The following is a 14,558-nucleotide window of genomic DNA, read 5'->3' as shown; positions in this document are numbered from 1 at the left end:
TTCGTTCCAGATAATTGTAGCATGAAGCAGGGAAAAATGCCTGCTACTTATGCGCCCATGTATGTTTTCACCTATCCTGTCACATACTACCTACGGACTTTACGGACGGGCCTATGCATTCAATTTATAAAGGAGGGGTCTTTAAACATGCATATTTACATACGGCGTGCTCTGTTGGCCTTATGTGCTGTCATGCTGTCATTGGAGGTCCTCCCTCCCGCTGTCGCAGCAGCCCCTTCCGGGAATCAAGGGCGGGAATATTATGAGCAGCGCGGCGACGTTATTTGGGAAATACCAAATAAGGAAAAGGTTATTGCATTGACCTTCGATGATGGTCCCGACCCGGATGAAACGACATATATTCTGGATTTGCTCAAACAATATGACGCGAAGGCAACCTTTTTTGTTGTCGGAAAACAAGTCGATAAAAACCCGGATCTTGCGCGCAGGGTCGTAGCCGAGGGTCATGAGCTGGGGAACCACACTTATGATCATGCCTACTTCAATCGCAGAAGTTCCGTGGAGAGCATCTCAAGCCAGCTTAACCGGACGCAGGACGCCATTTTCAAAGCAACGGGAAAAAAGTCTTATCTATTCCGTCCGCCAGGGGGCTATTACAGCGACCGGATGATAGACACCTGTAAAAAAGAGGGGTATCTGGTAGTCATGTGGTCTTGGCACCAGGATACCTGGGATTGGAATCGGCCGGGGGTCGGGAAAATCGTTAAAAAGGTACTGGGAAATGCCAGAAACGGCGATATCGTGCTGATGCATGATCACGTTGAAGGAAAATCTCAAACGATTGATGCATTAAAAGAAATATTGCCGGAGCTGAAAAAAAGGGGTTATCGTTTCGTTACGGTTTCCGATCTGATACAGTACAACATTCCTTGAACGGCCTCCCGTGTATTGCCCGATAACGTAAACACCGCAATAAGCGTGAACAGGCACACGAAACCAGCCATCCACAAATAAGTTTGTGGGAAGCCGATTTGGTCGTACAACTTGCCTGCAAGCGGTGACATCACAGAGCCCCCGAGTGCTCCTGTGAACTGATAACCGACAAGGTACATGGTAGAGGATACACGCATCTCAAAATGCATGCGGATATATTTGAAAATTGAAATGAGCATGACTGGCAGCTCAAAAGCCTGGATCAGTTTAGTTGCACCCACCTCTAGCGGCCCATCAGCAATCCCGGAGACGGATATCCGGATGAACATCAGCAGCCCACCCAGCAACAGGCCCCTTTTGGGGCCTATTTTATTGATTAAGGCCGGAGCAAGAAACATACACAGCGCTTCAGCAAACACCTGCACGCTGTTCAGATAGCCATACATCCGGTTGCCCGTTTCCTTTGACTCAAACAAGGAGGAGAAATATACAGGAAACTGCTGGTCATAAACCGGCACTAGACACATCACCCCGAATATATACATGACAAAAGCCCAGAATCTAGGATTTCGACCGAGCTTTTGAATATCCGAGAGCCGGATAGGCTCAGTTGTATTGGACGCCTCGGGATTGTCCCCATCCCCTGGAGCAGCGGCTGGGAGCTTGGTCGTCAGCAGCAGTACCGACAGCAGCATAGCCGTACCCGTGCACACCCAGAAATTCAAATTCGGATTGACGTTGAACGTCTGACCCGCGAAGAACGTCGCCACAGCCCACCCCAGCGATCCGAACATTCGGGCCTTGCCATATTCAAAAGATCTCAGCCTGCTGATTTTTTCGATAAAAGATTCGATCGCCGCATTGCCGGAGCTGAACGCTGCTCCCATATATAAGCTGCCCGTAATGGCACCGATCCAAATATTGCTGTGCAGCAGAGGGCCGTATATAAACTGGAAAAATGGACCGGCAAGCAGCAGAAGTCCGATGATGACGGACAACAAATACTTCCGCAGACCGATTTTATCGGAAATATAGCCATACAGCAGATGGAAACAAAGTGTACCCAATGAGTTGATCGCAAACACGATTCCCTTTTCCGTGCCATCCAGTCCGACCGCCTGTCCCAGCCAAATGCCGAATAACGACAGGACCGAAGAAAAACCGAAAAAATGAACAAAGAAAAAAGTGCTGAATACCCAATACGACCGGTTCCATCTCATGTATGACGCGCTCCGTTCATTCCATAGTGCTATTATTATAGCGGAGCAGGGGATATCTGGGTATAGATTTTTATGGATCCATTATCCTTTCGGTTGTCTTGGAAAAAATCTGCAGCCTCCAGCCATTCACATGTTAAAGTTGTGAAAAATATCGTTTTATGCAGGGATCAATCATACAGTAGTAACAAAGGCTTTTTAGGTATGGAATTTTTCATATATTGAGGAGGTACATATGATGACTTCAGATTTGCGTTACCCGATCGGAGAATTCACAGCGGGCGAAGCGATCAGTCCTGCCGACCGCAGCTACTGGATCGATCAGCTCCGCGCTCTACCGGGTCAGATCAGGGAGGCCGTACACAATTTATCGGATGAACAGCTGGATACGCCTTACCGCCCCGGCGGCTGGACCGTGCGACAGGTGGTGCATCATCTCGCTGACAGCCATATGAATGCACTGCTGCGCATCAAGCTAGCATTAACAGAAAGTGAACCCGTAATCAAGCCGTATGAAGAGGCATTGTGGGCTGAGCTCGTCGATTCCACGTCTCCGACGCCGGAGGTATCTCTCAAGATGCTGGATGGCATCCATTCGCGCATGGCGCTGCTCCTGAGAAACTTGAAGGAAGAAGACTGGAAGCGTGCCTACGTGCATCCGGTAAACGGAAAAACAACCCTTGACCGTCATCTTGGACTGTACGCCTGGCATGGACGCCACCATCTGGCGCACATCACCTCGCTCAGCCGCCGGATGGATTGGTAATAAGCTATCGCTACCGTCTGAAATGGTTAACATGCGGGTATCCGGGGGAAATACTCCTAAATGGGTATGTTCCCTACTCCCTCATGAAATACTAACAAAAACCGTTTCACAGCGAGGTAGCGATAACGATGAAGAATATTGCACTTATTTTTGGCAAAGACGTCCGAAATATTGTCACCAATTGGGCGGCGCTGGTCCTCATTCTGGGACTGGTTTTGCTGCCTTCTTTGTATGCTTGGTTCAACATCAAGGGATCCTGGGACCCCTACAGCAACACAGGCGGCATTCCGATCGCCGTAGCCAACAATGACAAAGGAACGACCTTGAAAGGCAACGCCGTCAACCTGGGTAATGAGATCATCAATTCTTTGAAAGACAACCATAACCTGGGATGGCGTTTCGTCAGTGAGGAGGAGGCTATCAAAGGCGTACAGCACGGGGATTATTATGCAAGCATCATTATTCCCGACAGCTTCTCGGCAACCATCGCCACTTTTCTAACCAACAATCCCACCAAAGCTGAAATCTTATATTATGTCAATGAAAAGATTAACGCCGTTGCCCCCAAGATTACATCTTCTGGAGCAAGCGCCATCGTCCAAGAGGTTAGCAAAAACTTTGTGAAAACCGCAAACGGCACCATTTTTAAAGTTTTCAACGAGCTAGGCATCCAGCTGCAGGAGCATCTGCCAACGATTGAAAAGATACGATCGCTAGTGTTCAGGCTGGAGAAAAGCTTCCCGGACATCAACAATGCAGTTAAAGTTGCTGCGGATGATATACACAAAACCGATCAGCTTGTTGCTGAAGCGCAGAAGAATATTGCTTTAGTAGCGGATATTGCGAAGTACGGACAAGAATTTGCTAGCGGTCTCGATACCTTTCTGTCCACTGCATCGGATGCTGCCAAAGACATTGGACCGAATGTGAAGCAGGATCTGCTGCTGCTTCAGCAGACGGCCCTTTCGACTCAGCAGCTCACTTCTGTTCTGAAAGACCCAAATATCGATCCGTCCGTCGTGACGGATACACTGGATCATATTTCGTCCATGCTCACGAGCGGATTAAAGGTTCAATCTCAGCTTATCAACTGGTTTGACCAGTTGAACAAGGTGACAGGCAACCAAATCGGCTTCGTCAGTACCAAGCTGAGGCAGGTTCAGGATAAAATGAAGCAGCAGCAAGCATTGGTCAGCAGCATCAGCAGCGCCGTGAAAAAAGGCGAGAAGCCCGCATCCGATATGGTCGACCGCTTGAACCAAATTTCCGGGGATACATCGAAAATTCTCGGGGATCTCCTTAACCGGTATGATAGCGAGATCCAGCCTGCGATTCTAAGCGGACTTAATAAAGCGCAGCAGACCGCGAAAAAAACAAGCAGCGTTATGAACAGTGCGTTAAAAAGCATACCGGATGTGAAGAAAATTTTGAATGATGCCTCTAAAGGGCTAACTCTCGGAACGCAAGGCGTAAGCGCCATTCAAAAGGAACTGCCCACTGCCGAAGCCACAATTTCCGATCTGGCACAGCGGATGCGGGAGTTTGAGACCGAGGGCAGCCTGCAGGAACTCATCAGCCTACTTAAAAATAATTTTTCACTGGAGAGCCAGTTCTTTGCCGAGCCGGTTGTCTTAAAGGAAAATAAGCTGTATCCCATTCCGAATTACGGGTCCGCCATGTCGCCGTTTTTTTCCACACTGGCCCTTTGGGTTGGAGCAACTTTATTGGTATCACTGGTGACGACGGAAGTCCACGGTGATCATCCGTATAAAAACTACGAGGTTTATTTCGGCAGATTCTTCACCTTTTTAACTCTTGCATTGCTCCAGTCCGTCTGCGTAACCACCGGAGATATGTTTCTCCTAGGAACTTATGTCGTCGATAAGCCCTGGTTTGTCGTATTCGGACTCGTTAACAGCGCGGTGTTTATGCTAATTGTGTATACCCTAGTATCGGTGTTCGGAAATGTCGGCAAGGCACTGGCTATCGTCCTGCTCGTACTGCAGCTTGCCGGTGCGGGCGGCACGTTCCCAATACAGACAACGCCAGCTTTTTTCCAAGCCATTCACCCCTTCCTGCCGTTCACATATGGCATCAGCCTGATGCGGGAATCTGTGGGCGGTATCATATGGAGCACCGTCAGAAACGATCTGCTCATCATGTGTATTTTCTCAGCCGTCACTCTGGTTATCGGACTCGCTTTAAAAGGTACTATTAATCAGCTTGCGGCAGGAATGGTTAAGAAGGCCAAAGAGAGTAAGCTGATTCATTGAACTAAAAAAACCGCGGCTGCTCCGCGGTTTTTCTGTCATATCTATGAAATGGAATGGCTCTCCAGTTCCTGTATGGTCTCCATCAAAAACTTCCTATTGCATTCCAGCAGAACAAGCCGATGCCGGAAAGCCAAGTTTACGCCAATCCCCTCTTCATGTGGTGGAATCGAAGAACATTCTTCTATGAGCTGATTCACCTTTTCAAGCTTGATCTTCAGCAGCTCCTTCGCATCCTTCCGGTCGAGATGATCGATAAACATCAGCCCGATATCACCTGGAGGCGTAACATTTTCCGCATGCGCCAATGAGGACCGCAGTAGTTCGAAGAAAAGCAGCTTCCCCTTATCAGTTATCGAATAAATTTGCCGGGGCGGACGATTCCCTTCCTGTTCGACCGTCACATCCACGCATCCTTGCTTATCCAGCCGCTTCAAAATGGAATAGGCGGTCGCTTTTTTCATATCGGAAACCTGTCCTAAATTCCGTTCAATAAAATCGTTAATTTGATACCCATGCTGGCTTTGAGTCATAAGCAGTCCCAAAACAAGCAGTTCACGTTCATCCATATCTATGACTCCTTTGGTTCTATTGCTACTTCTAGTATAGTCATACTTGACTAAAAGGTCAAAACGTTCTGGTCAGATCTTTTTTCGCGCAGCAATGATAAAACGGTGGCAGCTGGTATCCATGAAACCCTTTTGTTCCAACATCTGATAAAGCAAACGGAGTTTAGTTTCGTATTTGTTAACGGAGAAATCCGGGATTTGCCATGGAATGACGCTTAAATAGAATACAATCGCTCCCAAGTCAAAAAATCTCGAACGAGTGATTTCCTCATCTTTTTCCGCAATTTCAAAAAATGGTTCAAGCTCCTGAACCGCATATTCCAAATTCCAGTGGGCGAATTCGTCGTTAGGCGCCTGCAGAAGCTCATTAAACTCCTGATCGTTGTGGTCACCTACCTGCTGGGTAATAAACCATCCTCCCGGCTTCAGAATCCGGTGTACCTCCTGCGGGCTGTAAGATTCATGCCGATTAATAATCAAATCAAACTCACGATCTGCGTACGGAAGCCGTTTATCGTCAGTGATGAATGATACCGCGACTCCAAGGGGCTCAAGCCGCTGGCGGGCAACCTCCACGTTCGGTTCATAGCCTTCCGTCGCACAGGTATGCGCCGGAAGATTGGACAATCTCGACAGGAACTCACCTCCGCCTGTGCCCATATCCAGTATGCTGGTAGACTTCCGCAAAGCTTGTTCAACGATATTATAATAATTCCAGCGCAGCGGGAATTCCTGCATCCTGCCCGTTTTCTCCAATAGGGAGAAATCCCATCCACTGAAGGTCATATCTGTATGCTGAAGCACATCTTCAAATGAAAGATTGGCAATAGACTTCATATCGGCCCCCCAATTCCATATTTTTCTTGATTGGATTCTTTCATTATAGCATAGAAAAAAACCTGTTCAGGAGTGAACAGGTTATACTTCTATCGATATTGTATTGTTAAGCAAGTACCATACGATCATCTGACAGCTTATGTCCGCTGATCCGTTCAAATTCACCCAGCAGCTCATCTACCGTCAGGTTTTTCTTCCGCTTCTCGTCGATGTCCAGAATAATCTGTCCCTTATCCATCATAATCAGCCGGTTGCCAAGTCGTATCGCCTGTTCCATGTTGTGCGTAACCATCAGAGTCGTCAGCTTCATCTCGCGGACGATCGTTTCCGTCAGGCGTGTGATCAGCTCGGCGCGGGCAGGATCGAGTGCCGCCGTATGTTCGTCAAGAAGCAGGATTTCCGGCTCCGTAAACGTCGCCATGAGCAGACTGAGCGCTTGGCGTTCTCCACCGGACAAAAGGCCGACTTTGGCACGCAGACGGCTCTCCAAACCAATGCCGAGCCGCTCAAGCGACTCTCGAAAAAATTGTCTGCGATTCGCTTTGATGCTCATCTTGAGTCCCCGGCGTTTGCCTCTTGCATAGGCCATAGCCAGATTTTCTTCAATCGTCATGTGAGGTGCGGTCCCTGCCATAGGATCCTGAAATACACGGCCGATCCACTTGCTGCGCCGGTATTCGGGAAGATGGCTGATGATTTGCCCGTCAATCAGGACATCGCCCGCATCCGGCTTCATCACGCCGGAAATGATATTCATCAAGGTCGATTTGCCCGCTCCGTTGCTCCCGATCAAGGTGATGAAATCCCCGGGGTTCAAGTTCAGTTGAATGTTGTTCAAGGCAATTTTCTCATCCGGTGATCCCGGATTGAATAGCTTGGATACTTGTGACATTTCAAGCATGGAGATCACCTCCTACGACACCTTTTTGGAGTGATCCCGTCAGCTCTGCCGTACGCTTCTTAGCCAGCTTCTTCTGTTTGATCGCCCGGCTGGTGGTCGGGAAGACAAGCGCTACGATAACAATCACGGCTGTGATGATTTTCAAATCAGACGCTTCCAACCATCCGACTCGAAGGGCAAGCGCTATCACGATACGGTAAACGATCGAGCCAAGCACAACGGCAATCGTAGCATGAATGACATTTCGGGCTCCGAAGATCGCTTCGCCAATAATGACGGAAGCCAGACCGATGACGATCATACCGATCCCCATGTTAAGATCTCCAAAACCGGATATCTGTGCAATAAGGGCACCAGCCAGGGCAACCAAACCGTTAGACAGACTGACGCCGATGATTTTGGTGGTATCTGTGTTGGATCCAAAACTGCGGATCATCCGGTCGTTATCACCCGTTGCCCGGAGAGCCAGCCCCAGATCGGTATGAAGGAACCAGTTCATGAGCAGCAAGACAATAATGACGATCACCGGAATCAGGATCCAAGGATTCACGGAGGTAAAAACCGTATCCACACCTATCAAGGCGATGTTCGGCTTACCGAGCATAATCCGCATGTTAATGGAGTACAGGGCGATCATCATCAATATACCGGACAACAGCCCGTTAATTTTACCTTTAGTATGCAGAAGACCCGTACATGCTCCGGCGGTGAGTCCTCCGGCAAGCGCTACAACGCTGGCCAGCCATGGATTATAGCCATGGGAAATCATCACCGCTGCGATTCCGCCCCCTGTTGTGAAGCTGCCGTCAACAGTCAAATCCGGAAAGTCCAGAATCCGAAACGTAATGTATACCCCAAGCGCCATTAGTGCGTAGAGCATACCGAGTTCAATGGCACCCAAGATTGAACTTAACATGTTGATTCCCTCCTTATGACATGAAGGGAGTGGACGAAGGATATCGCCACTCCCTATAACAATTCCCTACTGCTACTGAATAATATTTTTCTCTTTGTCTTCCACTTCGTTCTTCATTTCATCCGTAACCGTAATGCCTTGGGCCGCAGCGGCTTTCAAATTCAGAATCAGATCAAGCTTATCCTGCATCGTTACTTTCATATCTCCCGGATTCTTACCATTTTTCAGAATATCGACGGCCATTTGCCCCACCTGATATCCGTGATCGTAGTATTTGAAGCCTACGGTTGCAAACGCGCCTTTCTCAACGGTATCCCGGTCACTAGAGAAGAACGGAATGTGATTTTCGTTGGCCACTTGGATAATCGTATCTGCACCGCTCACCACCATGTTATCTAGCGTAATGAAAATGGCGTCGGCACGTCCAACCAGGGATTGCGCGGCCTGCTTCACTTCGGAGGTGTTGGTCACAGCCGCCTTTACCAGCTTGATGTTATGCTTGCTTAGGGCATCCTCTGCATTTTTGGCCATAACCACCGCATTCGGTTCGCCTTCATTGATGACAAGTCCTACCGTTTTAATATTCGGGAAGTTCTTGGCTACGAAATCCATCAGCTTCTGCACGGCCGCAGGGTTCGTATCGGAAACCCCGGACACGTTGCCGCCTGGTTTATCCAGGTTGGATACAATTTTGGCATCAAGCGGATCGGTAACTGCTGCGAACAGTACCGGCTTATCTTTAACCTGCTGGACAATAGCCTGAGCCGATGGAGTAGCAATAGCGAGCACCAGATCCTCTTTTTCTGAAGCAATCGTCTGTGCAATGGACAGGTTATTGGCAGAATCGCCCTGAGCGTTTTTGTAATTTACTGTCAGATTATCGCCCTCTGTTATACCCGCATCCTTGAGTGCCGCCAAGAACCCTTCACGCGTCGCATCCAAGGAAGGATGCTCCACGATTTGAGAGATGGCGATTTTGTACGTTTTCTTCTCCGTTTGACTTCCGCCCGTACCTTCTACTTCCGACTTCTTGTCGCCCTGATTGCCGCAGCCCGCTGCCGCCGTAACCAGGAGCGCCGACATGACGACCGATAACAACATTTTTTTCTTGAACATAAAAGACCCCTCCATAATTTTCCTCTATATTGCTTTTGTGTTCGAAAGCGCTAAAGCATTTGGGTAAAAAAAAGAAGTGCCACTTACTACATTGAATGGAACTCATCCCACCAAATGGTTATTCATAATAATATATGGGCACTCCCGCATCCGTCAATCGGTATACGACAAAAAATATGAAACTTTTTATCTGTAATCTAATGGAAATTAATCCAATACCTCTACCCGGTTTTGCTGCTCCAGCCGCTGAATAACCTCTTTCAAGGACATGGAATCCATGCTTGGAATTTTCAAATCGTAATGTTCGAACTGAAACGTACTTGTCATCTCGTTAGGTACGATCACCGTATGCATTCCAGCTCTTTTCGCCGCTGTAAAGCCATTCAGAGAGTCCTCAAACGATATGGCTTCTTCCGGCTGGACTTCAAGCTTTTGCAGGGATAATAGGTACAGCTCGGGATCCGGTTTCACTTGCTTCACCAAGTCCGCTGTGTTGATCGAATCAAAGTAACCGTGCAAATTAAATTTTGTCAGGTAGGGCTCAATCCAGCCCAAAAAAGAGCTTGATGCGAGGCCTATTTTAAGCCCAAGTTCTCTGGCTTCTGTCAAATATCCCACTACGCCGGGTCTCGGCTGAATATGCTGAAGCAGCTCTTTGTACTGGACGTCCACCTGTTTGCGAATTACTTCTGGATCTACGGAATGCTGTAAGATTTCTGTGAGATATGTATATGGGTTAAAAACATCAAAGGAGGTTCCCACGCACTGCGCGTACTTTTCGAGCGGCAATTCCTTACCATATTCACGGTATACCTTGCAAAAAGCATGATATGCAGGCGTTTCCGTATCCACCATCAACCCGTCAAAATCAAAAACCACTGCCTTTATCAATTTGCTCACCTTTTCATCGTTGTTATTTGTTAAGATATACCTTCTTACATCTTGAAAAAATTCTCCATACCAAGCCGGACTCCTGCTTTTGAAGTACTGCTTAAGTAAAGAAAAACCGGACGCTGGGCGCCCGGACAGACAATAATCAATATGATGGTATAAACTACAGACGGTCGATCTGCACCTGCTTGCGCAGCTGCTCAAACTCTTCAAGTTCAATGAGTCCAGCCTGATCCGTCATGGCGTTGGAGGTTCCTGCAGCGGATGCCATGGCAAGCCCCTCTTCGAGAGGTAGGTTCCTCGCTAGCGACACGGCCATGCCAGCGACAAAGGAATCGCCGCATCCTACGGTGCTTACAACCTCCACCTTCGGTGTTGTCACACGATAACTGCTTCCCTTCGAAGCCGTCAAAGAGCCCGCTCCGCCCAATGATACACTGATCCGATCCATCTCATATTTTTGCAGCAGCGTCTCTACCGCTTTTTGAAGTGCATCTTCGTCGGTTACTTCAATGCCGAGAAGGGCTGCCACTTCATCTTCATTTGGCTTAATCATGTCGGGCTTCGCTTCCAGACCGAAACGCAAGGCATCTCCGCTTGCATCCAAAATGACGTAAGCTCCGGCTTCTTTCGCAATCGAGACCAGCTTCACATAGAAATCCTTCGGAACGCCGGCGGGAAGGCTGCCGCTGAAGCATACGATTTTTGAACGTGAGGCGAGTTCACCAATTCTAACTTCCATTTCCTTCAGGGCGGCATCGTTGACGGTAGGGCCTGGCTCCAGAAGCTCCGTCGAAGTTCCATTCGCCTCATCCAGAATGTTCAGGCAAATTCTCGATTCTCCTTCAACAGAAATAAAATCATGAGCAATCTCCATTTGGGTCAGCATCTGCTTGATGATTTCCCCATTCATGCCACCGACAAAACCCGTTGCCGTTACAGGCACTCCCAATTGAGCAACCACTTTGGCTACATTGATCCCCTTGCCGCCCGGCGCGGCATGAAAACGCTGAACTCGCGAAACCTTTCCCATCGGAAACGATGGAAGATAGTATGTCTTATCAATCGCTGCATTCAATGTTACGGTAGTAATCATAAGTCTCCTGTCATCCATTCCCTAGCCTGTCAAGTGAGCGTGCAACTAACGCTTGTGACCCGGGGAAGGCCTCATTTCATCGTGCTCACCAGCTGCTATGTCTTCTCGATGCCCCCTAAATCCGATCCTGATCTCCGGCAGAACCTCCCTCAGGCATATGGACACACCGGCAATACCCAAAGTATACCTGCACTATACGGATTGCACAACGGTTCTTTCCTTTAGCCGCTAAGCCGCATACTTTGGCATAATCACAAGTTAGAGTATACCTAAACCAATTTCAAAAATGATTCTATTTTCTGGGTCGTCGGAAGTGAGCCCGTTCCACCTACGCCCTGCGTAGAAATCGCCCCGCTCGCGTTGGCGAACCTCACCATATCATGACCACGTAGTCCGCTACGGAAAGCATAGATCAGACCTGCGTTAAAAGCATCCCCAGCTCCCGTCGTGTCAACCGGAGTCACCTTGAATGAAGGGATCATTTCCGGATCTTTACCAGGGGTTAGCAGCATCGCGCCCTTGCTGCCGCATTTGACCGCTACCGTATTTGCACCCACAGGGAGTCTGCGGCCCGCTTCTTCTACACTGTCCGTCTGATAAATATGTATGATTTCCTCTTCACTCGGAATAAACAGATCCGTATGCGGCAGCAGCCGGTCAATTCCATCGCGGTGCCACATGCCGTGAACATCCCAGCCTGTATCGAATGAAGTCGTGATTCCTTGGCTGCGCAGCCGGGCAAATAAATCTTCCCAATGTGGACGCATGCCGTCCTGCAAGAAGTAAGAGCCGAAATGCACATGATCCGCATCTTCAAACACTTTTGCAGGAATTTTCTCCGGCTTTAGCAGCGGAATGCTGCCAGGATAAGTGAGCAGTCCGCGATCACTTGGCGTTGAAAAAGAAAGTGTAACGCCGGTTTTAACTTCCGGATCCCGGATCACATGCATGGTGTTTACTTGCATACGCTCAAGCTCTTTTACACAAAACCGGCCAAAATCATCTTCTCCCACGATGCTGACAAAATGAACTTCCGCACCGATCCCTGCAAGTGCACATGCCGTAATAGCCGAGGATGAGCCGAGAACAATATCGAAGGAATCAATCAGCTTCTCCCGGTTCCATTCCGGTATCAAATCTGTTCCTGACAAAATCACATCCACGTTGAGCTCGCCGATAACGACAATTTTCACAGCATTTTCCCCTTTGCTCGTGTATTGGTTTTACTGGCCTTCGAGTATTATTCGCGAATATCCATCCTCTTTCCACTCTTAAAACTTTATCGCTTGCATCATAAATTAACAGCCTCTAAATGCCGTCGGCAGTTATACAAATCACAGACCCATGTTTCTTCCACCTGACGGACCAGCGTCACAGAGGTGTTATGCAAATGCTCCCTCTCATGCATATTCGGCACCAATATGGGCAGCAGCGTCGAGATGAATGCGCCATGGCTCACGACCAATACCCTTTTTCCCGGATACTGACTACAAATGTCTTGAACGAAATCGGTTCCGCGCCGGATCATGGATTCATCGGACTCGATTCCAAGTTCTATCTCCTGCCAGTCCTCGCCCCACATCCGAATTCTATCGTCTTCCGTTGTCCCTTCCACTTTTCCGAATGCCCTTTCCCGCAAGCTCTCATCCACATATATCGGGATATTCAGCGCCTGTGCAATGGTTTCAGCTGTTTCCTTGGCCCGCGACAAATCACTTGTATAAACCCAATCCCACACCTCGTGTTTAAAACGTTCAGCCAGCGCACGAGCCTGTGCACGCCCCGTATCGTTCAGCGCCACATCGGTCTGTCCCTGCGCCCTTCTCACCACATTCCAGTCTGTAATCCCATGTCTAACCCAGCCAATCGTTGTCATATCTTTCCCCCTGTAAAATGATTATGAATAAAACGTCATGTGGCCTTTTTCGGTTCTGTAATAGTCCATACGAGCCTGCAGATCCCCGGTATGAAACTCAAATTGGTGGCCGTCGTTACTCCAAATATGTCGTACTCCGTTTCATCTTCACGCTGGACTCCCGGACAATCAAACGAGGTTCAAACTGTACCCGTTCATACACGCCGGTGGCATTATCGCGAATCCGCTTGAGCAGCAGTTCCGTAGCCAGGCGGGATACCTCTACCCCCATAATGGATACCGAGCTGATCTGCGGCGATGTGATTGTCGTATAAATGTTGTTGTCGATGCCGCACACAGCGACATCCTCCGGAACCCGGACGCCAATCTCTTTGAATCGGTTGATTAAGCCAATCGCCACCATATCGTTGCCGGCGTACACCGCATCAGGCATGTTTTTCAGGCTTTTGAAATAATCCGCAGCCTTAGCACCCGTGTTCAGGGAAAAATCCTCGCCGAAATACACCAGCGAAACATCCACATGGCTTAATGAGTTTACATAGGCATTGTAACGTTCTTCGATAATATCCCTTGGTGCTCCGGCGTATGCAATCCGCGTCCGGCCAATGCTGATCAGATGCTCCATAGCCATGCGCCCTTCCTGCTGGGACAAACAGACGACATCAGCCTTAATGTCAGGCGTGAGCTTTTTGCCATAGTTGATTACCGAGATGGGCACCGGAGATTTGTTCACCAGTTCCACAAAGTTCTGCGGATAGGCCAGCGGCAGAATAATCAGCCCGTCCACATGCAGCTTTTTAACGTCACGAATGGTTTCAATTTCGATGCGTCCAATGCCTGAAGTATTAATATTCACCACGCGGTATCCATGCTGCTTGGCTGCCTGCTCCACGGACCAGGCAATTTCCGGCACGAAAGCGTTACGGATATCCGGAACAGCCAGTGCAATTTGGTTTGTTTTCCGGATTTTCAGGCTTTGCGCTGCAATACTCGGGATGAATCCAAGCTCCTCAATCGCCTGCAGCACTTTGGCTTTAGTTTTCCCGCTGATGCCGCTTGAATTGTTAATGGCTCTGGATACCGTCGCAATCCCTACGCCGGCTTTTTCCGCCACATCTTCTATCGTTACTTTTGCTTTATTCGACAACCCAACTTAATCCCCTTTTTCATGGAATCGTTTCCAGTTGATTAGGATTTGCAAACTCTATA

The 14,558-nt window shown here is 48.6% G+C and carries 14 protein-coding genes; 3 read left to right on the top strand and 11 right to left on the bottom strand.

All coding sequences use genetic code 11. From position 1 onward, the window contains the following. Positions 1-147 precede the first annotated feature (147 nt). Positions 148-894: a polysaccharide deacetylase family protein gene (locus MUG84_RS04110; RefSeq protein ID WP_425313129.1), complete on the top strand. Its 747-nt coding sequence runs from the start codon at positions 148-150 to the stop codon at positions 892-894. Here the strand turns inward: MUG84_RS04110 and MUG84_RS04105 are convergent. Next, positions 846-2,114 (bottom strand): oligosaccharide MFS transporter, encoded by a 1,269-nt coding sequence (locus tag MUG84_RS04105; RefSeq protein WP_244720506.1) that lies wholly within the window; start codon positions 2,112-2,114, stop codon positions 846-848. The two genes, MUG84_RS04110 and MUG84_RS04105, sit on opposite strands and share 49 nt — an antisense overlap. A 235-nt stretch (positions 2,115-2,349) precedes the next feature. Between MUG84_RS04105 and MUG84_RS04100 the strand changes: the two genes are divergently transcribed. Continuing rightward, positions 2,350-2,877, top strand: coding sequence for a YfiT family bacillithiol transferase (locus MUG84_RS04100; protein ID WP_280521185.1), 528 nt, complete (start codon positions 2,350-2,352; stop codon positions 2,875-2,877). A 128-nt stretch (positions 2,878-3,005) separates the two neighbouring features. Continuing rightward, positions 3,006-5,150, top strand: a complete 2,145-nt coding sequence (locus MUG84_RS04095; protein ID WP_244720500.1) for a YhgE/Pip domain-containing protein — start codon at positions 3,006-3,008, stop codon at positions 5,148-5,150. A 41-nt stretch (positions 5,151-5,191) separates the two neighbouring features. Here the strand turns inward: MUG84_RS04095 and MUG84_RS04090 are convergent, their stop codons facing one another. From MUG84_RS04090 to MUG84_RS04040, 10 genes are all read right to left on the bottom strand, one after another. Then, complete coding sequence (locus MUG84_RS04090) at positions 5,192-5,716, bottom strand: PadR family transcriptional regulator (protein WP_244720497.1); 525 nt, start codon at positions 5,714-5,716, stop codon at positions 5,192-5,194. Positions 5,717-5,788: 72 nt separating this feature from the next. Then, on the bottom strand, positions 5,789-6,553 hold the full coding sequence (locus MUG84_RS04085) for a class I SAM-dependent methyltransferase (RefSeq protein ID WP_244720494.1): 765 nt from the start codon (positions 6,551-6,553) through the stop codon (positions 5,789-5,791). A 106-nt stretch (positions 6,554-6,659) separates the two neighbouring features. Further along, entirely contained in the window at positions 6,660-7,454 is a 795-nt protein-coding gene (locus tag MUG84_RS04080; protein WP_244720490.1) for an ABC transporter ATP-binding protein, read from the bottom strand. Next, the gene (locus tag MUG84_RS04075) at positions 7,447-8,370 is read right to left on the bottom strand and encodes an ABC transporter permease (RefSeq protein ID WP_244720487.1); all 924 of its coding nucleotides are present in this window, start codon (positions 8,368-8,370) and stop codon (positions 7,447-7,449) included. Before MUG84_RS04075 ends, MUG84_RS04080 begins: the two co-directional genes overlap by 8 nt. Positions 8,371-8,442: 72 nt before the next feature. Next, on the bottom strand, positions 8,443-9,486 hold the full coding sequence (locus MUG84_RS04070; RefSeq protein ID WP_244720484.1) for an ABC transporter substrate-binding protein: 1,044 nt from the start codon (positions 9,484-9,486) through the stop codon (positions 8,443-8,445). Between the two features lie 207 nt (positions 9,487-9,693). Then, positions 9,694-10,386, bottom strand: a complete 693-nt coding sequence (locus MUG84_RS04065; RefSeq protein ID WP_244720482.1) for an HAD family hydrolase — start codon at positions 10,384-10,386, stop codon at positions 9,694-9,696. Between the two features lie 154 nt (positions 10,387-10,540). Then, positions 10,541-11,473: a 1-phosphofructokinase gene (gene pfkB / locus MUG84_RS04060; protein WP_244720479.1), complete on the bottom strand. Its 933-nt coding sequence runs from the start codon at positions 11,471-11,473 to the stop codon at positions 10,541-10,543. A 269-nt stretch (positions 11,474-11,742) separates the two neighbouring features. Beyond that, on the bottom strand, positions 11,743-12,666 hold the full coding sequence (locus tag MUG84_RS04055; protein WP_244720476.1) for a carbohydrate kinase family protein: 924 nt from the start codon (positions 12,664-12,666) through the stop codon (positions 11,743-11,745). Positions 12,667-12,764: 98 nt separating this feature from the next. Then, the gene (locus MUG84_RS04050; RefSeq protein WP_244720474.1) at positions 12,765-13,349 is read right to left on the bottom strand and encodes a histidine phosphatase family protein; all 585 of its coding nucleotides are present in this window, start codon (positions 13,347-13,349) and stop codon (positions 12,765-12,767) included. A gap of 115 nt (positions 13,350-13,464) precedes the next feature. Continuing rightward, on the bottom strand, positions 13,465-14,496 hold the full coding sequence (locus tag MUG84_RS04040; RefSeq protein WP_425313128.1) for a LacI family DNA-binding transcriptional regulator: 1,032 nt from the start codon (positions 14,494-14,496) through the stop codon (positions 13,465-13,467). Between the last annotated feature and the right edge of the window lie 62 nt (positions 14,497-14,558).

The organism is Paenibacillus mangrovi, from assembly GCF_022898935.1.
Taxonomy (GTDB): Bacteria; Bacillota; Bacilli; order Paenibacillales; family Paenibacillaceae; genus Paenibacillus_AQ; species Paenibacillus_AQ mangrovi.
Note: the sequence above shows the minus strand (reverse complement) of the source record. Positions and strands in the feature narration are given on the sequence as shown.